General features: G+C 66.0%; 16 protein-coding genes. 9 read left to right on the top strand and 7 right to left on the bottom strand.

What is annotated here, in order from left to right; translation table 11 throughout:
• Position 1: 1 nt before the first annotated feature.
• Complete coding sequence (locus P5W99_RS21710; RefSeq protein WP_434662890.1) at positions 2–2,386, bottom strand: bifunctional salicylyl-CoA 5-hydroxylase/oxidoreductase; 2,385 nt, start codon at positions 2,384–2,386, stop codon at positions 2–4.
• Between the two features lie 321 nt (positions 2,387–2,707).
• Here P5W99_RS21710 and opgC point away from each other — a divergent pair, with 321 nt between their 5' ends.
• Positions 2,708–3,796 (top strand): OpgC domain-containing protein, encoded by a 1,089-nt coding sequence (gene opgC / locus P5W99_RS21705; RefSeq protein WP_421025464.1) that lies wholly within the window; start codon positions 2,708–2,710, stop codon positions 3,794–3,796.
• Positions 3,797–3,840: 44 nt separating this feature from the next.
• Here opgC and P5W99_RS21700 read toward each other — a convergent pair whose 3' ends face one another.
• A complete protein-coding gene (locus tag P5W99_RS21700) occupies positions 3,841–4,611 on the bottom strand; it encodes an SDR family oxidoreductase (protein ID WP_421025463.1) in 771 nt (256 codons plus the stop codon).
• Between the two features lie 214 nt (positions 4,612–4,825).
• Here P5W99_RS21700 and P5W99_RS21695 point away from each other — a divergent pair, with 214 nt between their 5' ends.
• Entirely contained in the window at positions 4,826–5,848 is a 1,023-nt protein-coding gene (locus tag P5W99_RS21695; protein WP_421025462.1) for a ProQ/FINO family protein, read from the top strand.
• A gap of 95 nt (positions 5,849–5,943) precedes the next feature.
• Here P5W99_RS21695 and P5W99_RS21690 read toward each other — a convergent pair whose 3' ends face one another.
• From P5W99_RS21690 to P5W99_RS21680, 3 genes are all read right to left on the bottom strand, one after another.
• A complete protein-coding gene (locus P5W99_RS21690) occupies positions 5,944–6,684 on the bottom strand; it encodes a transglycosylase SLT domain-containing protein (RefSeq protein WP_421025461.1) in 741 nt (246 codons plus the stop codon).
• Between the two features lie 135 nt (positions 6,685–6,819).
• Positions 6,820–7,716 (bottom strand): fructose bisphosphate aldolase, encoded by an 897-nt coding sequence (locus P5W99_RS21685; RefSeq protein ID WP_421025460.1) that lies wholly within the window; start codon positions 7,714–7,716, stop codon positions 6,820–6,822.
• A gap of 307 nt (positions 7,717–8,023) precedes the next feature.
• A complete protein-coding gene (locus P5W99_RS21680) occupies positions 8,024–9,466 on the bottom strand; it encodes a PLP-dependent aminotransferase family protein (RefSeq protein WP_421025459.1) in 1,443 nt (480 codons plus the stop codon).
• 337 nt (positions 9,467–9,803) lie between these two features.
• On the opposite strand from P5W99_RS21680, the gene cyoA reads away from it, so the two are divergent.
• The 4 genes from cyoA to cyoD are packed head-to-tail and all read left to right on the top strand — an operon-like array spanning position 9,804 to position 13,744.
• Positions 9,804–10,733, top strand: coding sequence for a ubiquinol oxidase subunit II (gene cyoA, locus P5W99_RS21675; protein ID WP_421025458.1), 930 nt, complete (start codon positions 9,804–9,806; stop codon positions 10,731–10,733).
• 6 nt (positions 10,734–10,739) lie between these two features.
• Positions 10,740–12,752: a cytochrome o ubiquinol oxidase subunit I gene (cyoB, locus tag P5W99_RS21670; protein WP_421025457.1), complete on the top strand. Its 2,013-nt coding sequence runs from the start codon at positions 10,740–10,742 to the stop codon at positions 12,750–12,752.
• Between the two features lie 3 nt (positions 12,753–12,755).
• A complete protein-coding gene (gene cyoC / locus P5W99_RS21665; protein ID WP_421025456.1) occupies positions 12,756–13,361 on the top strand; it encodes a cytochrome o ubiquinol oxidase subunit III in 606 nt (201 codons plus the stop codon).
• Positions 13,358–13,744: a cytochrome o ubiquinol oxidase subunit IV gene (cyoD, locus tag P5W99_RS21660; protein WP_421025455.1), complete on the top strand. Its 387-nt coding sequence runs from the start codon at positions 13,358–13,360 to the stop codon at positions 13,742–13,744. Before cyoC ends, cyoD begins: the two co-directional genes overlap by 4 nt.
• A gap of 79 nt (positions 13,745–13,823) precedes the next feature.
• Here cyoD and P5W99_RS21655 read toward each other — a convergent pair whose 3' ends face one another.
• Together P5W99_RS21655 and P5W99_RS21650 are read right to left on the bottom strand one after the other, a co-directional pair.
• The gene (locus tag P5W99_RS21655) at positions 13,824–15,155 is read right to left on the bottom strand and encodes a type II toxin-antitoxin system HipA family toxin (protein WP_421025454.1); all 1,332 of its coding nucleotides are present in this window, start codon (positions 15,153–15,155) and stop codon (positions 13,824–13,826) included.
• Entirely contained in the window at positions 15,155–15,478 is a 324-nt protein-coding gene (locus P5W99_RS21650; RefSeq protein WP_421027004.1) for a helix-turn-helix domain-containing protein, read from the bottom strand. Before P5W99_RS21650 ends, P5W99_RS21655 begins: the two co-directional genes overlap by 1 nt.
• Before the next feature lie 397 nt (positions 15,479–15,875).
• Between P5W99_RS21650 and P5W99_RS21645 the strand changes: the two genes are divergently transcribed.
• The 3 genes from P5W99_RS21645 to P5W99_RS21635 all read left to right on the top strand — a co-directional run bounded on the left by P5W99_RS21645 (position 15,876) and on the right by P5W99_RS21635 (position 19,148).
• The gene (locus tag P5W99_RS21645) at positions 15,876–17,036 is read left to right on the top strand and encodes a PAS domain-containing sensor histidine kinase (protein ID WP_421025453.1); all 1,161 of its coding nucleotides are present in this window, start codon (positions 15,876–15,878) and stop codon (positions 17,034–17,036) included.
• Positions 17,021–17,668 (top strand): response regulator, encoded by a 648-nt coding sequence (locus P5W99_RS21640; protein ID WP_434664467.1) that lies wholly within the window; start codon positions 17,021–17,023, stop codon positions 17,666–17,668. Before P5W99_RS21645 ends, P5W99_RS21640 begins: the two co-directional genes overlap by 16 nt.
• A 211-nt stretch (positions 17,669–17,879) precedes the next feature.
• Complete coding sequence (locus P5W99_RS21635; RefSeq protein ID WP_421025452.1) at positions 17,880–19,148, top strand: amidohydrolase family protein; 1,269 nt, start codon at positions 17,880–17,882, stop codon at positions 19,146–19,148.
• Positions 19,149–19,176: the final 28 nt, after the last annotated feature.

Below are 19,176 nucleotides of genomic sequence, written 5' to 3'. Positions count from 1 at the left end.
CTCACACCGTGCCTTCCGCGCGCTGGGCGCGTTCGAGCGGAGAGAGCCCCGCAGCCGCGGCGGCGGCCGCGCGTTCGCGCTCGATGTTGCGTTCGAGCTGGGTCTTCGCCGCCGTGTACTGGTTCGGCCACTTCACGTCGAAGTAGCCGATCTTCGCGGCCTCGCCGAGCGTCCACGCCGGGTTGGCGAGGTGCGGGCGCGCCACCGCGCAAAGGTCGGCGCGGCCCGCCGCAATGATGCCGTTCACGTGGTCGGCCTCCGAGATTGCACCCACGGCGATGGTCGCGATGCCGGCTTCGTTGCGGATGCGGTCCGCGAACGGCGTCTGGAACATGCGGCCATACACGGGCTTTTCGTCCTTGCTCACCTGGCCCGACGAAACGTCGATCATGTCCGCGCCTGCCGCCTTGAAGGCACGCGCGATCTGCACGGCGTCGTCGGGCGTGATGCCGCCTTCGACCCAGTCATGCGCGGAAATACGCACGGAAATGGGCTTGTCGTCGGGCCATACGGCGCGAATCGCCCCGAACACCTGGAGCGGATAGCGCAGGCGATTCTCGAGCGAGCCGCCATATTCGTCGGTGCGCTGGTTCGTGAGCGGCGAGAGGAAGCTCGACAGCAGATAGCCGTGCGCGCAGTGCAGTTCGAGCCAGTCGAAGCCCGCCTCGGCGGCCATCTGCGTGGAGCGCACGAATTGCGCTTCGATTTCCTGCAATTCTTCCAGGCTGGCCGCGTGCGAATGCTGGCTCACGCCGCGCAAATACTGCTGCGGCGACGCGGAAACGAGCGGCCAGTTGCCCTCGTCGAGCGGCTGGTCGATGCCTTCCCACGCCACCCGCGTCGAGCCCTTGGCGCCCGAGTGGCCGAGCTGGATGCCGATCTTCGCATCGGAGTTCGCGTGCACGAAATCGACGATGCGCCGCCATGCGGTGAGATGCTCGGGCGCATACATGCCGGGGCAGGCGGGCGTGATGCGCGCTTCGGGCGACACGCAGGTCATCTCGGTCATTACGAGCGCCGCGCCGCCCATCGCGCGCGCGCCCAGATGCATCAGGTGATAGTCGCCGGCCACGCCGTCGCGCGCGGAGTACTGCGCCATCGGCGACACCACCACGCGATTCTTGAGCGTGACGCCGCGCACCGTGAACGGGGTGAACATCGGCGGCGCGGCGCGCTGGCCGGCTGCTGCGCGCGCATCCGCATCGACGCCCGCGCGCGCGGCAAGCCACGACTCGAAGCCGCCGAGGTAGTGCGCGTCGCGCTCGCGCAGGTTCTCGTGCGAGATGCGCTGCGAGCGCGTGAGCAGCGAATACGCGAACTGCTCGGGCTCGAACTTCGCGTAGCGGTCCACGTGCTCGAACCACTCCGTCGAATTGCGCGCGGCGTTCTGGATGCGCAGCACGTCCACGCTGCGCACGCTCGTGTAGTGATGAAGCGCGGCGCGCAGGTCGCCCGGATGCGCTTCCATGCTGTTGGCGAGCTCGATGGCGTCTTCGAGCGCGAGCTTGGTGCCCGAGCCGATCGAGAAGTGCGCGGTATGCGCAGCATCGCCCATCAGCACGACCGGCGTCTGCTTGCCGTTCGCGCTGGTCTTCCAGTGCACCCACTCGCGGCTCACCACGCGCGGGAAGCGGATCCATTGCGACGAGCCGCGCAGATGCGCCGCGTTCGAGCGCAGTTCATGGCCGTCGAGATAGCGCGCGAACAGCTTCTCGCAGAACACGATGCTGTCTTCCTTGCTCATTTCGTCGAGGCCCGCCGCCTTCCACACACGCTCGGGCGCTTCGACGATGAACGTCGAGGTGCTGTCGTCGAAGCGGTAGGCGTGCGCCTGGAACCAGCCGAATTCGGTTTCTTCGAAGGCAAACGTGAAGGCGTCGAACAGCTTCGAGGTGCCGAGCCACACGAAGCGGCAGTCTCGCAGATCGATGTCGGGCTGGTAGGTGGCCGCGTACTTCTGGCGCGTGGCGCTATTCAGGCCGTCGGCGGCGATGATGAGGTCGGCGTCCTGCACATCGTCGTCGCTCATCTGGGTCTCGAACACGAGCTTTACGCCGAGCTGCTCGCAGCGCGCCTGCAGGATGTTCAGCAGACGCTTGCGGCCGATGCCGCAGAAACCGTGACCCGACGAGCGAATCGAGCGCCCGCGGAAATGGATCTCGATGTCGTCCCAGTGATTGAACGCGTCGAGAATCTCGTCCGCGCTTTCCGGATCGGCCGCGCGCAGATTGCCGAGCGTCTGATCGGAAAACACCACGCCCCAGCCGAACGTGTCGTATGGGCGGTTTCTCTCGATCACCGTGATCTCGTAGTCCGGGTGACGACGCTTCATCAAAAGGCCGAAATAAAGTCCGGCTGGCCCGCCACCGATACAAACGATTCGCATGTTCGCTCCCTTGGTCAGTCTGCAGGGGCAGATTAGGCCGAATTACTTTAAGTGTCAAGTAATTGCACGAAGGACACCGGGAAAGCCCTGACGCGGGTGGGCAAAGAGCGGAACCTGCGGGCGCTCAGCGGAATATGCGATGCTGGAGGGCGTGCGAGTGGCGGACGGGTGCTTCGAGCCGGCACTGAATTCGCTTGGCGTAGCGGCTGCAGCGCCCAGTCATGACGAAACGCTTTCGCATTATCGCTGCCGTATAGCGCTGCGCAAATAATCAGTCATCCCGATGAAAGAGAAAAACCGTTCCAACCGGAGCCTTGATTGATGAGTCAGACATCGAAGCGATCGATCGAAATCGATTTTTTCCGCGGTTTCGCGTTGCTTGCCATCGCGCTCGATCACATGCCCGCCAGCATGCTGTCGCACGGCATGCTGCACACCTTCGCGTACTGCGATTCGGCCGAGGTGTTCGTGTTCGTGAGCGGGTACGTGTCGGCAGCGAGCTGGCTCGCAATCGCGGCGAAAAAGGGCGTGGGCGCTGCCAACCAGCGCTTCTTGCGGCGTGGGCGCGAAATCTATGCCGCTTATTTGTGCGCTGCTGCACTGATGCTGCTTTCGGGTGCAGCGGCTGTTGGATTGCGCGTGGATTCGCCGCTCGTCGCGGATTCAGGCTTTCAGCGCTTCGTCGCGCATCCGTTCGCAATGCTCGGCAATGTCGCGGTGTTTCGCGATCAGCCGTATCTGGCGGGGGTTTTGCCGCTCTACGTGATTCTCGTGCTCGCGCTGCCCGCGATCATGCCGCTCGCGCGGCGCGCGCCCGACGTCGCACTGCTGGGCAGCTTCGGCATCTGGCTGGGCGGCTGCTGGCTCGTGCGCTATCTGCCCGCCGTGCCCGGCTCGAACTGGCCATTCAATCCGTTCGCGTGGCAGGCGATGTTCGTGCTCGGCCTGCTGTGCCGGCTCTATCCGGTTTCGGCGGCGTTCCAGATTTCGCGTCTGGGCCGCGCGCTCACGGTGCTCGCGGGCGCGCATGTCGTGCTGTTCGCCGTGATGAAGCTGTTCGTCGACCTCGAGCCAGCGCCGGGCTACATGAAGCAGAACCTCGCGAGCCTGCGTATCGTGAGCTTTGGCGCGGTAGCCTGGTTGGCCGCGCAGGCCGTGCGGCTGGGCTGGATCGGCTGGCTCGCGCGGCGCTTGCCGGGCGTGGTCACGGTGGGCCAGCAGGGGCTCGTGTGCTTCGTTGGCGGCGCGCTCGTGTCGAATGCGATCGACACGCTGTTGCGTGCAACGCATGTGAGCGCTTTCTGGCCCGCGCGGCTCGCGGGCGATCTGCTGGCTATTGGCGCGCTGCTGGTGCTAGCCGGCGGCGCGCGGCGATGGAAGGGGGAGCGCTCGCGCGCCGCCCTCACGTGAAAGCGCAGCGCGCCCGCGTGAGCGACGCGCTGCGTCGACTGCCTTCAGTTCCTCGCGAGTTCGCGCACGTCGGCCGTTGGCGTTGCGCCGAACGCGTCGCTCAGCGCGTAATCGATCAGTTGCCGCGCCGCATGTCGCGGCGAAGCAAGCTGGCCGCTTTCCTTCAGTTGCTCGAAGCGCTCGCGCTGCGGGAACTGCTCGGTGCTGGTGGAGCGGATGGTGGCTTGCATGGCGGTGTCCACCACGCCCGGCGCGACGCTGCAGATGCGCACGTCGGGCCGCGCGTCTTGCGCCACCGCGCGAGCGTGATGATCGAGCGCGGCTTTGGTCGCGCAATAAATGCTCCAGCCCGCGTAGGCGTTACGCGCCGCGCCGCTCGAAATGTGCATGATGCGGCGCTCCAGCGCGTCGCCCGATGCTTCGCCCGAAGCCAGCGCGTTGGCAAGCATCAGCGGCGCCGCGACGTTGAGCGTGATCGCGCGAGCGATGGCGCCCGCGTGCTGGGCGCCGAGCGGCGCGATCGGCTCGACGGTGCCCGCATTGTTGAACAGCAGCACGCACTGCGCGCCGTGCGCGAACTGGCGCAGCGCGCCGCTCGCGAACCAGCGTTCGAGCGCGGCGCAATCGCCGAGATCGAGCGCGGCTTGCTGCAACTGCGCCGCGGACGACGACGGCTCGCGCGCGGCCAGCGTGGGATGCGCGCTGCGGCCAAGGCCGAGAACATCGATCTGGCGCTCCAGCAGCAGTTCTGCGAGGGCGGCGCCGAGTCCACGGGAATGGCCGGTCACGATAGCGCGGACGGGAGAGGAAGTCATGGTGGGAGCGGTCATGGTCAGCGGGAAAATGCGTGATGCGCATGGGCTGCGCCGGCATCGCGCGGAAGGTGTTTCGGGGCTTCGCATCAACCAGGCCGGTTGCGCCGGACGGTCTCGCGAGCCGGCCCGAAACCGGGGTCGCGCGTGCGGGATCCAAACAGGCCGCGCGAATTCGGTATCATAGCGTCCGATCCAATAAGGAAGAGATCTGGACGTGAAAGCCGCATCGCAACAACGCCGTACCCTGAGCTTCAAAGACGGGCTTCTGGAAATCAAGAAGAGCATGGGCCTGGGTACCGGACAACCTGCCGAAGAACACGCGCAGTCGCCGCAAGGCCGGCACGCGCCCAAAGGAAACCGGGCGGGCGCAAAGACCGAGCCGCAGAAGGGCGCTCAGGGGCAGCGGCGCGCGCAGGGCGCGCCCGGCCACAAGGGTCCCAAAGGCTCCCAGGGCAACAAGGGCCCCCGTCCCGCCGGCGCGGACGAGGCGCGCGGGCGCGCGCGTCCGCAGCAGCAGCGCGGCCAGGCGCACGGCAAGCCCGCTGGCGAGGGCGGCGAGGCGGCCGGCAACTCGACCGAAAAGCGTCATGACGCGCGGGGGCAGCAGGCCCGTCAGGCGCGCGGCCAGCGCGGCCCGCATGACGGCGAGCGCGGTGGTCAGCGCCAGCGTCCGGCGCGCCAACAGCAGTCGATGGCCAATTTGAGCGAGACCGAAAAGGCGCGCATCGAACGCAATCGCCAGCTCAACGCGGTCTGGAACGTGTTCGCGAAGCACTATCCGGCATTCCGCGAGCGCTTGCCGCTGAAGATCGGCGTGGTCGAAGACCTCGTCGCGCGCCATCCCGATTACGAACGCACGCTAATCGTCGCCGTGCTCAAGCGCCACGTGAATCATCCGCGCTATCACGAGCGCGTGGCCGTTGGCGGCTCGCGTTACGAGCTCGATGGCAGCGCCTCGGAAGGCCCGGGCATCGACCCTTCGCACGTCGGCCGCGCCAAGGCCGCGCTCGCGCATCAGAAGGCCAAGGCCGAGGCGCGCGCCAAGGAGCAGCAAAACGCGCAGCAAGCGGCGCAAGCCGGGCAGGCTGCTGCGCCAGCAGCAGCCGATGCGGCCCCCGCGCAGGATCCGGCAGCGGCCGCGACGCAACCAGCGGCTGAACCGGCACAGGCGCAAGCCCCCGAAGCAGCCGGCGAAACGCCCGACAGCAACGGCGAAGCCCCCGCGACGCCCAGCTGATCGACAACGCAGAAACGCTCCAGCCCCGGCATGGCCGATGCTGGACGCTCGATGCGGATTACCCCGGAATATCGATTCTCAGCGCGGCTGAACCGTCAGCGTTCGCGCGAGCGCGCGTGGGTGCGCGTTTCCAGCACGCCGCGCATGGCCGACGCCTCGGCAACCGGGGCGCTCGCCGCAGCGCGGGAAGATGCGGACGGCGATGCGGAATTTTGCGCCGCCACGGCCGCTGCAGTGCCGGCCGGCGACGAGCCGCTTGCGGGCATCGCGTCGTTCGTGTCGGCGGAGAATGCTCCGCTAAAGGTTGGCGGCGCATCCGTTGCGGCCGCCTGCGCTTGCGGCGCGCTCGCGGCATCGAGCACGCGGCTGAATTCGGCCGCGCGCACGCGGATCTTTTCCGCATAGGCTTTCGAGCCGCCGTAGTTCTTCATCGCCGCGTCGAGATCGCCGCCGGCCGCGCGCTGGTAGCCGTAGAGAATCGACGATCCCACATCGATATTGACCTCGGGATCCGTGAGGTCTTTCACGTTGCGCAGTAAATTGCGGTGCGCCGAGGGCACCACCTGCATGAGCCCGGTCGCGTTGTTCGAGCCGCGCGCCTTCTCGCGAAAGCGCGATTCGATCGAGATGATGGCGAGCAGCACCGCGGGCGGCAGCGAGTATTTTTCGGCTGCCGTGGTGACGGCCAGCGAGATCTGGGCAGCCTTGTCCTTGGCCAGTCCGAACTTCTGGCTCAGGTAGGCGGGGAGCTTCTTGTCGTCTGCTGGGGGCTGCTGGGCCGCCGCGTATTGCACGAGGCCAGGCAGCATGACGAGCAGGCAGAGTAACCGCCTCATGGCCGGTCCTTTCGTGAGTTTCGTGTACAAACAACAGGTGAACGAATGAAAGGCGCACAGTATAGCCGGCCAGAAAGAAACCCAGCCGGAGCGTGGCCCGGCTGGGTTTCTCAAAACGCGCTGCGCTGATGGCGCTCAGACTTTCTCGACGGAAGCCTTGTAGATTTCGTCGATGCTCTCGGCAAGCGCGGCATCGAATTGCGCATCGCTCATCTGCCGGGTCAGGTCGTTGATCAGCGCGCGCGAGAAGCTCGCGATCATGCCGTGATTGGCGGCCAGCCGACGGCACGCGTCGCTGCGCGTATAGCCGCCCGAGAGCGCGACCACGCGCACGACGCGCGGGTGGTCGATGAGCGGCTTGTAGAAGTCGGGCGTGTCGGGGATCGTCAGCTTGATCATGACGTTGCGCGAGGCGGGCAGGGCGTCGAGTCCCTCGACGAGTGCGTCGCGCAGCAGCGTTTCGGCCTGCGCCTTGTCCGGGGCCTTGATCGACACCTCGGGTTCGAGAATCGGCACGAGACCGCGCGCGCCGATCTGCTCGCCCACCTCGAACTGTTGCTTCGCGATGGCGGCGATGCCCGCAGGCGACGCGTGCTCGATCACCGAACGCATCTTGGTGCCGAAGATGCCAGCTTTCAATGCGCGCTCCAGCAAGGCGTCGAGGCCGGGCATCGGCTTCATGAGCCGCACGCCGTCGGCCTCGGCTTCGAGGCCCTTGTCGACCTTGAGAAAGGGCACCACGCCGCGCTCCTCCCAAAGGAATGCGGGCACCGGCTTGCCGTTCGCCTGGCCGTCCATGGTCTGCTCGAAGAGGATCGCGCCGATCACCTTCGCGCCCGTGAAGGCCGGCGCGCTAATGACGCGCACGCGCATCTCGTGCATGAGCCGGAACATCTCGGCGTCGCCGCTGTACTCGCTCTCCGGGATCCCGTATTGCCGTAGTGCGCCAGGCGTCGAGCCGCCGCTCTGGTCGAGCGCGGCAATGAATCCCGGCTTGGCGCGCATCTGCTGCAGCATCGTGTCGTTGGCCATGTTCAAACCTCCCGAAACAGGCGCCGGCGCTGCTCGCGCATGGCGCGGTTATTGGGGCCCGGTGGCGGGACCGGCGGTTGGGGCCAATTCAGGGAGTCCGATTCGGCCGCACCCGATCCGGTGAGTGTACTGGCGCAGCGCGGCAGCGTCTCGGCCGATGTGTGCGGCGGGGTCTTTTGGGCGCTTGTACGAATGTCGGCGTATCGTCAGCCGGTGTCGAGGTTGAAGCCGGATGCGGCGTTGAATGGCGCGCGCAGTCCGCCGCCCAGGGACACGCCGGCAGCCATCTGGCGCGGCAAGGGCTGAGTCAGACGAGCACTTGCGAGGGCGCCGACCGGTCGCTCGCGAGCAATGCGGAAAGCCGCCGTAGCCCCGCCTGCAGACGCGTGCGCTCGGCGGTTGCGCCCAGCGAGATGCGAATCGCGTTTGTCGGGCTACGGGTTGTGTCCATGCCTTGCTCGAATGCCGTGGACGGCGCCACGGCGAGGCCTTCGGCGCTCGCGGCCGCCGCGAGTTCGCGCGCCGGCCAGTAGCTCGGCAACTCGTACCAGAGATGAATGCCCGCGTTCTCGCCCGCTGCCGGGCCGAGCGCCTGCGCCGCCATGCGCTGGCGTGCCTGTGCCTCGGCGCGCACGCCTTCGAAGATATGCGTGGCCGTGCCGTCTTCGATCCATTGCAGGGCCAGCGCATTCGTGAGCGGCGCGGCCATGAGCGAGAACGTGCGCAGCGCGGCCAGCACGCGCGCGTGCGACGCGGTGTCGGGCATCGCGAGAAACGCTGTGCGCAGGCCGGGCGAGAGCGTTTTTGAGAGCGTGGAGAGGTAAGAGACCTGCGTCGGTGCGAGACGCGCGAGCGGCGCAGGCGCATCGGGCGCGAAGCGCCAGTAGGGATCGTCTTCGACAATGTGCAGGCCGCAGCGCGCCGCCACGCGCAGAATCGCGCGGCGGCGCGTCTCCGGCATGGTCGTGGCGGTGGGATTTTGCAGCGTGGGGTTCAGATACACGAGGCGCGCGACGTGCGGCCCGTTTTGGCCGGCCTGACGACAAGCGGCTTCGAGCGCGTCGGGAAGCATGCCTTCGGCGTCGGTCGCAACGGTTTCGAGTCGGCGCCCCAGTTGCGCGAGCGCGTGCGGCAGCCCCGGATAGACGAGCGGCTCGCTCAGCACCACCTCGCCCGGCCCGGTGAACGCGAGGATCAGCGCGGCCAGCGCCGCTTGCGCGCCGGGACACACCACCAGCTGCGCGGGGTCGATCTTGCCGAGCATTGGCTCAAGCCACTTCGCGCCCGTCGCGCAATCGGCCGCGCCGCCGCCGCCGAGGTGATAAGTCATCAGCAAGTCGGCATCGCTGCGCAGCAGCAGGCGCGAGAGGCCTTCGCGCAGCAACGCATTGGCATCGATGCCGGCCGGGGGAGGCGGGATGTTCATGCTCAGATTCACGCGCTGCCCGAGCGCCGCCCGCGGTGGCGCGATGAAGGTGCCGAGCGGTCCGCGCGCCACGATCAGCGCGCGCCGCCGCGCCTCGTTGAAGCCGCGCGTCACCGTGGTGAGATCGACGCTGAGCAGCGCCGCGAGCGCGCGCTGCGCGGGCACGCGCTCGCCCGGCGCCAGCGTGCCCTCGGCCACGGCGCGCTCGATGAAGTCGGCGAGCCGCAGATAGCGCGGACCGTTGCCGACCTGTAGAGCCGAGGCCCACGTCCTGGCCCAGGAAGCGGCGGTGATGTCCGGATCGATCCGGCCATTTTGCGTCATTTTGTCGCTGATGTATGCATGATGTCTTACTCTAGCATGCGGACACGAAGCGCGTAAATCCATACATTAAGGCTATGTATGGTTATCCGGGCGGTGCTGTTGGGCCGCCGCGGCGAAACGATGTGAGCACGTCTGGATGGGTTTGCGCGACTAGTCAACCATGGAACCCGACATGCGTACCTCGCACACACGAAGAGGGTCAGCCGTCGAAGCTGGCCCGCCACTTCCTCAATCTGACTCCTTAAGCTCATCCCCGCACCATTCCATACGTTCCGTCCGCACCGCCGCGACACTGTGCGGCGCAGCCGCGCTCTCGCTGCTCGGCGGCTGCAGCTCCGTGCTGCTCGACCCGAAAGGCGACATCGGCGTGCAGGAGAAAAACCTCATCCTGATCGCGCTCGGCCTGATGCTGCTCGTTGTGATTCCGGTGGTCGCGCTCACGCTCTGGTTCGCGTGGCGCTATCGCGCTTCGAATACGCGCGCGGCCTATGCGCCCAAATGGGCGCATTCCACTGCGATCGAAGTGGTGGTCTGGTCGATTCCCTGCATGATCGTGCTCGCGCTTGGCGTGCTGATCTGGCGCACGACGCATTCGCTTGATCCGTACAAGCCGATCGAATCACAGCAAAAACCCATCCGCGTGGACGTGGTCGCGCTGAACTGGAAGTGGCTCTTCCTCTATCCGGATTACGGCGTCGCCTCGGTGAACCAGCTGGCGATTCCGGTCGACACGCCCGTGTCATTCCGCCTGACCGCCGACTCGCTGATGAACTCGTTCTTCATTCCGCAGCTCGGCAGCCAGGTCTATGCGATGTCGGGCATGCAGACGCAACTGCATCTGATCGCGAACCATCCGGGCACCTACGCGGGCCGCTCGGCGGCGTTCAGCGGGGCAGGCTTCTCGGACATGCATTTCGACACGCTCGCCACGAACCGCGCCGGCTTCGACGCATGGATCGCGCGCGCGAAAGCCTCGCCCGCGGTGCTGAGCCGCAGTGCCTACATCCAGCTCGCGCAACCGGGCGAGAAGGCGCTTGTCGCTTTCTATTCGAACATCGCGCCGGGACTCTTCGACGGCGTAGTCGGCCAGTATATGCGCGGCGTTCACGGCAATCCGATCTGCGGCTCGGGCACGGGCGTGAACGGCATGAACGGCGTGAACAACCCGGCGCTCACCCGCGATCCCCGTGGCCTCGTGCCCACCACGTCGGCCGGTTCGGCCAGCGCGGCCCGTTCGACCACCTCGGCCCTCCTGGCAGCGGAGTAAACACATATGTTCGGAAAACTCACGCTCGATGCCGTTCCCTGGCACGAGCCGATCATCATGGGCACGGGCGCCGTCGTGGCGCTCGGCGGTCTTGTCCTGCTCGCCGCGATCACGCTCGCGGGGAAGTGGGGCTATCTGTGGCGCGAATGGCTCACCTCGGTGGATCACAAGCGCATCGGCATCATGTACATCGTGCTGGCGATCGTCATGCTGCTGCGCGGCTTCGCCGACGCGATCATGATGCGCGTGCAGCAGGCCATCGCCTTCAACGACGCAGCGGGCTATCTGCCGCCGCATCACTACGACCAGATCTTCACGGCGCACGGCGTCATCATGATCTTTTTCGTGGCCACGCCGCTCATTCTCGGTCTGATGAACGTGGTCGTGCCGCTGCAGATCGGCGCGCGCGACGTCGCGTATCCGTTCGTGAACTCGCTCTCGTACTGGCTCTCGGTGGTGGGCGCGGTGCTGGTGATGGTGTCGATGTTCGTCGGCGACTTCGCCGCGACGGGTTGGGTCGCGTATCCGCCACTTTCGGAGCTGGGCTACAGCCCGACTGCAGGTATGGACTACTACATATGGTCATTGCAGATATCGGGCCTTGGCACCACGCTCTCGGGCATCAACTTCATCGTGACCATTCTGCGCATGCGCGCACCCGGCATGGACCTCATGAAGATGCCCGTGTTCGTGTGGACGGCGCTCATCACCAACATCCTGATCGTCGCGGTGTTCCCGGTGCTTACCGGCACGCTCGCGCTGCTCACGATGGACCGCTATCTCGACATGCATTTCTTCACGAACGAACTCGGCGGCAACGCGATGATGTACATCAACCTGATCTGGGTGTGGGGACACCCCGAGGTATACATCCTGATCCTGCCCGCGTTCGGCGCGTTCTCGGAGATCATTGCGACGTTCTCGGGCAAGCCGCTGTTCGGCTACAAGTCGATGGTGTACGCGACGGCCTCGATCGGCATTCTCTCGTTCTTCGTGTGGCTGCATCACTTCTTCACGATGGGCTCGGGCGCGAACGTCAATGCGTTCTTCGGCATCATGACCACGATCATCTCGATCCCGACCGGCGTGAAGCTGTTCAACTGGCTCTTCACGATGTATCGCGGCCGCATTCGCTATCACAGCGCGACGCTCTGGACCATCGGCTTCATGGTGACCTTCGCCGTGGGCGGCATGACCGGAGTGCTGCTCGCCGTGCCGGGCGCGGACTTCGTGCTGCACAACTCGCTGTTCCTCGTCGCGCACTTCCATAACGTGATCATCGGCGGGGTGGTATTCGGCTGTCTTGCGGGCATCAGCTTCTGGTTCCCGAAAGTGTTCGGCTTCACGCTCAACGAGTTCTGGGGCAAGGTGTCGTTCTGGTGCTGGCTGATCGGCTATTGGCTCGCGTTCACGCCGCTCTACATCCTCGGCTTCGAGGGCATGACGCGCCGCATGAATCACTACGCGGTGCCCGGATGGCATCCGTGGCTGGTGGTGGCGCTCGTGGGCGCGGTGTTCGTGGGACTCGGCATCCTCGCCTTCATCATGCAGATCTACGTGAGCATTCGCGAGCGCGATGCGAACCGCGACCTCACCGGCGATCCGTGGGACGGCCGCAGCCTCGAATGGTCGACGGCCTCGCCCGCGCCGTTCTACAACTTCGCCGTGCTGCCGGCAATCACCTCGATGGAGCAACACTGGGACAACAAGGAAGCCGGCCGCGCGTACGTGCAGCCGCGCGCCTACGAAGACATCCACATGCCGCGCAACACGGGGGCGGGCTTCGTTATCGCCGCGTTCAGCCTGCTGTTGGGCTTTGCGCTCGTGTGGCACATGTGGCTGTTCGCGGCGTTGGGGCTCGCCGGCATGATCGCCACGTTCATCGTGCGCAGCTACGACCAGGACGTCGATTACTGGGTGCCGGCCGCGGAGGTGGCGCGCATCGAGGACGCGCGCTTCAGGCAGCTCGGCATCAAGCCACGCATTGAACAACCCGAGCAAATCGAGGAGATGGCTTAAACCATGGCTCACGCTGCACTATCTCACGCTCATGGCCACGCTCACGGCCATGATGACGGCACCAGGACCACGCTGGGGTTCTGGATCTACCTGATGAGCGACTGCCTCATCTTCGCGACGCTCTTCGCCACCTTCGGCGTGCTCGCGAATGCCACTGCGGGCGGCCCTGGCGCCAGGCAGCTCTTCGAACTGCCTTACGTGCTGTGCGAAACGCTGCTACTGCTCGCGAGCAGCGTCACGTTCGGCATGGCGATGCTGGGCCTGCACGCGCAGCGACGCGCGCAAGTGATCGTATGGTTGGCAATCACATTCGCGTTCGGCGTGGGCTTCATCGGCATGGAGGTGAACGAATTCGCGAAGCTCGTCGCCGATGGCGCGGGCCCGCATACGAGCGCGTATCTTTCGGCGTACTTCACATTGGTCGGTACGCACGGCCTGCATGTTTCGGCCGGTCTGCTGTGGATCGCGATCATGATGCATCAGACTTGGAAGTTCGGCCTCACCGGCGCGATCCGCCGACGCCTCGCGTGCCTGAGCATGTTCTGGCACTTCCTGGATCTCGTATGGATCTGCGTTTTCACCTTTGTTTATCTGCGAGGCATGCTGTGAGTTCACCCCACGTTACGCATTCGGGCAGCCACGACGGCAGTCACGACAATTCGCACGGCAGCCTCAAGAGCTATATGATCGGCACGATACTTTCGCTCGTGCTCACGCTCGCCTCGTTCGGGGTGGTGATGCTGCATGTGGTGCCGCCCAGGGCAGGGCTCGCGGCCATCGTCGTGCTGTGCGTTGCTCAGCTCGTCGTGCAGCTCGTGTATTTCCTGCATATCGGCGCCTCGCGCAGCCAGCGCGCGAACACCGGCATCTTCGTGTGCTCGGCTTTCCTGATTGCGGTGATCGTCGGACTTTCGCTGTGGGTCATGCACAACGCGAACGTCAACATGATGCCCACGCAGACGACCGTAGAACGCGCCATGGCGCACGACTAATCGGACGTTCACTCTTGTCCGTCCGGCAACGCGCTTCGCGCGCGTTGCCGGCCTCGGCTCAACATCGGCTCACATCGGCTCAAGCGGCCGCCAGAACCCTTGCCAGCCTGCGCATGCCCGCGAATACCGACTCGGCCACATCGAGTGGAAAGTCGCCGGGAAGCTGGGCAGCGACTTCGCCGATCACGCGTTCGGTTGCCCCGGCCACCGTCTCGATCATCGCCTCGACCTGCGCGACGGTGAACCCTACGCGCTGCCCCTGGGCGATCCAGTGGCGCGGCAGGATCTGCGCGATACGGTAGTGCGCGTTGCGCCCGCGCACGGCCATGGCGAGGCTCGCGCGCTGCGCCGGCAGCTGATTGCGCCCGCGCCCGATGATCGGATGCGCCGAGAGCACGTCGTAGAGCGGCGTGGCGGCGTAGCGGCTGCCCGGCAGATGCGCGATGCTGAAATTCTTGGCGTGGCCGTCAGTGGCCGCGAGCAGCCAGAACACCAGTTGCGCCATGAAGAAATGGCGGCGGTCGTCCTCGCGGCGCACGGAGCCGCCGAGCACCGTCATGACGCTCTCGATGCCGGGCCCGCCGTCCGCCTCGTATTTGTGCAGGCCCGGCGTGCCCGTGGCCTGGCACAGGTCCTCCTGCGGCAGGCGCACGATCCAGCGGCCATTGCGCGCCATGCGGCGGTCGAAGCGCTCGACCACGAGCGCCTTCGTGTCCTCGAAACGGGCGATCTCGCAGGGCGCGATCGGCAGCCCATAAGCCGCGACGATCTTCGCGCATAGCCATTCGTTCTCGACCGACGTGCGCATGTCGGCGCGCATGTTGCCGACGAGACCGAGCGGCAGCTTCAGGATGTGCGTGGTGGGCGTGCTGCCCATGGGCAGCAGCCAGCGGTTCTGGTGCCGCAGCAGGGCGGTTTTCTCCTGCGCGCCGGCAATCGAGAGGCGCAGATCGTCCACGCTCTCGTGCTCGCCGAACGGCGGCGCGGCGGTGGTGTCGCGCAGCAGCCGGGCGATGTCGGCCGTCGACAGCGGTTTGCCTTCGATGGTTTCGAGGCCCGCCGGCTCCTCGCCCGCAGGCAGCAGTTGCAGCGCGCCCACGCAGTCGCGCCCGAGCACGGCCAGCAACTCGAACGGCGTGGTGCTGGCCGTGCGGTAGCGCGCCGCGATGCGGCGCCGGATCCGCTCGCTATCGGGCAGCAGGTTGTCGAAGTAGTCGGCCACGGCGGCGCCGCGCAACGGCTGGTTGCCCGGCGTGAAGGGTAGTGAAAGCGAGAGCGGCCGGCCTTGCTCGTCGTCGCGCCAGGTCTCGAAATACGCGAGGCGCTCCACGCCGCGCACGACCTCCCAGTACCCGACGGGCAGGCCGTTCATCCACAGGTCGAGCCGGTTCGTCTGACGGGGGCGCGCCATTACCAGTCCTCCCGTTTGCGCGGCTTCGCGCGGGGCTTTGGCGCCGCGGGCTTGGCCGCGGCGGGAGCGGACGCGCGCGTTGCGGCAGTTTGGGCGGGGCTTTTTGCAGCGCGCTTTTGCCCGGCTGGGCCGGCGGGCGCCGCCAAAGCCTCTGAGGACAGGCGCATTTCGACCGAGAACAACCGCAGGACGCGAAACAGCCGGTCGACGCTTGCGGACTCGGGGTGCGCTTCGAAGGCGGCATAGCTTTGCTGAGAGATGCCGAGGCGCTGCGCGACCTGTTCCTGGGTGAGGCCGGCTTGCTTGCGAAAGCCCAGCAGCATGGGACGCAACTGGCTGACGGTCTTGAGCGAATAGTCCACGCGAGGCTCCTGCTGCAGTGACGTGGCAAAGGACAGTTCACAGTCTATAGGCTGTAAATGTTAAATACAACCTTAAGACTGTAAATGAAAAATACAGGCTTCAGGTTGTATATGAAATTTACAGCCTTGAGACTGAAGCGGCGCGCTGCGGGAACACGCTGCGGGAACACGCCGCTGCCGGCGAGGCGCGGAGGATGAGTCAGACAAATAAATCATGAATTCCCGCAATCCAGGAATATGCGGGAAAACTAGAGGCGCGTGATCTTGACTGGATTGATATATTGCATGCATTCGGGGGCCCATCGCGCGAGCTGCACGTGCCTGCGGGCCTCCATCGTGTCCCTTGCGAGGAGCAGTCGTGGAGAACCATGGCGAATTACACCGGGCCATTCTGAACAACATCCCGGACCAGGCATGGCTGAAGGACACCGAGTCACGCTACGTCCTCGTCAATGAAGCGTTCATGGAAGCGTGCGGACGCCCCGAGCAGGACATCATCGGCCGCACGCCCGACCAGGTCTGGTCGCCGGAACTGGGCGAGGTATATCTGGACACCGACCGCGCGGTGCTCGAAAACGGCAAGCGCCGCCGCTACGAGGAGCGGCGCCCCGGCCCCAACGGCAAGCTGCTCTGGTTCGACACCGTCAAGATGCCGGTGCGCGGCGCGGACGGGCGCATCGTCGGCACGGTCGGCATCTCGCGCGACATCACCGACTTCAAGCGCACGGAAACGGAGCTGCGCGATTCGCGCTCGCAGTTGCGCGAGCTTTCCGCGTGGCTGCAGTCGGTGCGCGAAACCGAGCGTTCGCGCATTTCGCGCGAGCTGCACGACGAGCTCGGCCAGTTGCTGAGCGGGCTGCGGCTCGGCCTGAACTATCTGGAGACCCAGGCGCGCGCGCTGACCTTCGGGCAGATCGACCACATCGGCATGCTAAAGAATCTGGTGGACACCACCATGGACGCCGTGCATCGCATCGCGTCCGATCTGCGCCCGCCGGTGCTGGACGAGCTGGGGCTCCACGCGGCGCTCGAATGGCTGACCGAATCGTTCACGCAGCGCACCGGGCTGCCGTGCGACCTGCGGCTGAGCATGCCCGAGACGCTGCTGGGCGAGCTCGATGCGGAGCGCAGCACGGCCATCTTCCGCATCGTCCAGGAGTCGCTCACCAATGCGAGCCGACACGGGCGGGCCTCGCGCGTGGTGGTCGAACTCGACGCGCACGACGATCACTGCCACCTGGCGATTGCCGACAACGGCCGCGGCATGGACACCTCGCACGCCGCCAACGGACCGAGGCTCGGCCTGCTCGGCATGCGCGAGCGCGCGCTGATGCTGGGCGGGCAACTGGACGTCACGAGCCGCCCCGGCCACGGCACGCGCGTGAGCGCCCGCATTCCGCTGCACGCTTCACCCGCGGAGCCGGCTTCGGGCCCGCTTGCCAACCCTCTAGCCAACCCGCTTGCCAACCCCGCCGCAAACGCAGTTGCCAACGACGCGAGCCCATCATGCGCATCATGATCGCCGACGACCACGCGATCATTCGCGACGGTCTGAAACGCATCCTCTCCACGGTGCCCGACATGGAGGTGGCGGCGGAAGCCGTCGACGGCACCGACGTCGTCGAGCAACTGCGCAGCACGGCCGTCGACGTGCTGCTGCTCGACATGTCGATGCCGGGCAAGAGCGGCATCGCGTTGATCCAGCAGATCAAGGCCAGCCACCCGGCGCTGCCGGTACTGGTCCTGAGCATGTACCGCGAGTCGCAATACGCGGTTCAGGCGATCCGCGCGGGCGCGGCTGGGTATCTGACCAAGAACGCCGAGTCCGACCAGTTGATCGGCGCGATACGCAAGGTCGCCCGGGGCGGCACGATCGTCTCGGCGCTGGTGGCCGAGAAGCTGGTCAAGCAGTTGCAGCAGCCCGCCAGCGCGTTTCCTCACACGTTTCTCACGCCGCGCGAGTTCCAGATCTTCCAGATGCTCGTCGAGGGCAGCAGCATCAACGACATCGCGCACAGCCTCTCGCTGTCGAGCAAAACCGTCAGCACGCACAAGGCCAACATCCTCGACAAGATGGAGATCCCGTCGACCGCCGGGCTCGTCTATTACGCCATCCAGCACGGTCTCGTCTTCGCGGGCACGGATACCTGAGTCCGGCAGCCGCTTTGTGCGGTGCGTCTCGGAAAATCCCTGGACCAAAACCAGCCGATCCCGATGCCAGGCGCACAGCCGCACGCCTAATCTGTCTATAACGCGCAAGTCGTTGCGGACCGCCGCCAGGCAGGGCCGCAGCGCCTGCCCGCCGCGCCGGGCAGTGACCGCGCACGCTCCCGGCCGACCCATTACGTAAGGAGACCCAATCATGCATGTGGACCTTCTGATCAACAACGTCTGCGTTCGCGACGATGAACCGCCCGTCGACATCGCCATTCGCGACGGCCGCATCGTGGCGCTCGAAGCAGGCATCGACGCAACGGCCGACGAGATTATCGACGCGGGCGGGCGCGCGGCCATTCCGGGGTTGATCGAGGCGCACCTGCATCTCGACAAGGCCCTTTTGCACCGCCGGCTGCCGGCCCGCTTCGGCACGCTCGACGAGGCGATTCGCGTGACGGGCGTGCTCAAGAGCAAGCAGGAGCGCAACGACGTGCTCGATCGTTCGCGCCAGGTGCTCGACATGGCGGTGAAGAACGGCACCGTTGCCGTGCGCGCGCACCCCGACGTCGACCTGATCCAAGGCTTGATCGGCGTGGAGACGTTGCTCGAGCTGAAAGGCGAATACGAAGATTTGCTCGACCTGCAGATCGTGGCGTTTCCGCAGGAGGGCATTCTCAAGTCCCAGGGCACCCACGAGCTGATGGTCGAAGCCTTGCAGATGGGTGCAGATGTGGTGGGTGGTTGCCCATACAACGAACTCAACTGGGTCGACACGCAGCGCCATATCGACATGGTGTTCGAGCTCGCGCAGCGCTTCGACCTGCCGGTCGACATGCATGCCGACTTCGCCGACGACACCACCGACCCGCGCTTCGCCGCGATTTCATATATCGCGCAGAAGACCATCGAGACCGGCTACCAGGGGCGGGTGGCGCTCGGACACGTCACGAGCCTCGGCGCCCTCGACGACGAGGCGCTCAAGCCGGTGATCGAGCGCATGCGCGAAGCGGGCATCAGCATCGTGACGCTGCCGGCCACCGACCTCTATCTGGGCGGCCGCAAGGACACGCACAACCAGCGGCGCGGCCTCACGCCCGTCAAGGCCTTGTATAACGCGGGCGTCAACGTCGCCTATTCGTCGAACAACGTGCGCAACGCGTTCACGCCGTTCGGCAAGGCCGACATGCTGCAGATCGGCAACATGCTCGCGCACGTGGCCCAATTCGGCGTGCCGGAGCATCAGCAGGCGATTCTGGACATGGGCACGCGCAACGCCGCGCGCGCGATCGGGATCGAGCACGGCTACGGCATCGCGGTGGGCAAGCAAGCCGATCTCGTCATTCTCGACACTTTCCGGGTGGCCGATGCGCTGCTCGACATCCCGCCGCGGCTGTGGGTCATCAAGCGCGGCCGCATTACGGTGGTCACCACGCACCACTGCGAAATCCACCGGCATTCGTGTTGCTGTGCCTGACGTGAACAGAACCTGAACGTTCAATCGA

Source organism: Paraburkholderia sp. A3BS-1L, from assembly GCF_051125215.1.
Taxonomy (GTDB): Bacteria; Pseudomonadota; Gammaproteobacteria; order Burkholderiales; family Burkholderiaceae; genus Paraburkholderia.
The sequence above is the reverse complement of the archived record's forward strand: the minus strand, read 5'-3'. Positions and strand labels throughout refer to the sequence as shown.

Coding starts and splice junctions, on each gene's coding strand:
- P5W99_RS21710 (WP_434662890.1), bottom strand. CDS start 2,386: ATGCGAATCGTTTGTATCGGTGGCGGGCCAGCCGGACTTTATTTCGGC.
- opgC (WP_421025464.1), top strand. CDS start 2,708: ATGAGTCAGACATCGAAGCGATCGATCGAAATCGATTTTTTCCGCGGT.
- P5W99_RS21700 (WP_421025463.1), bottom strand. CDS start 4,611: ATGACTTCCTCTCCCGTCCGCGCTATCGTGACCGGCCATTCCCGTGGA.
- P5W99_RS21690 (WP_421025461.1), bottom strand. CDS start 6,684: ATGAGGCGGTTACTCTGCCTGCTCGTCATGCTGCCTGGCCTCGTGCAA.
- P5W99_RS21685 (WP_421025460.1), bottom strand. CDS start 7,716: ATGGCCAACGACACGATGCTGCAGCAGATGCGCGCCAAGCCGGGATTC.
- P5W99_RS21680 (WP_421025459.1), bottom strand. CDS start 9,466: ATGACGCAAAATGGCCGGATCGATCCGGACATCACCGCCGCTTCCTGG.
- cyoB (WP_421025457.1), top strand. CDS start 10,740: ATGTTCGGAAAACTCACGCTCGATGCCGTTCCCTGGCACGAGCCGATC.
- cyoC (WP_421025456.1), top strand. CDS start 12,756: ATGGCTCACGCTGCACTATCTCACGCTCATGGCCACGCTCACGGCCAT.
- P5W99_RS21655 (WP_421025454.1), bottom strand. CDS start 15,155: ATGGCGCGCCCCCGTCAGACGAACCGGCTCGACCTGTGGATGAACGGC.
- P5W99_RS21650 (WP_421027004.1), bottom strand. CDS start 15,478: ATGCTGCTGGGCTTTCGCAAGCAAGCCGGCCTCACCCAGGAACAGGTC.
- P5W99_RS21635 (WP_421025452.1), top strand. CDS start 17,880: ATGCATGTGGACCTTCTGATCAACAACGTCTGCGTTCGCGACGATGAA.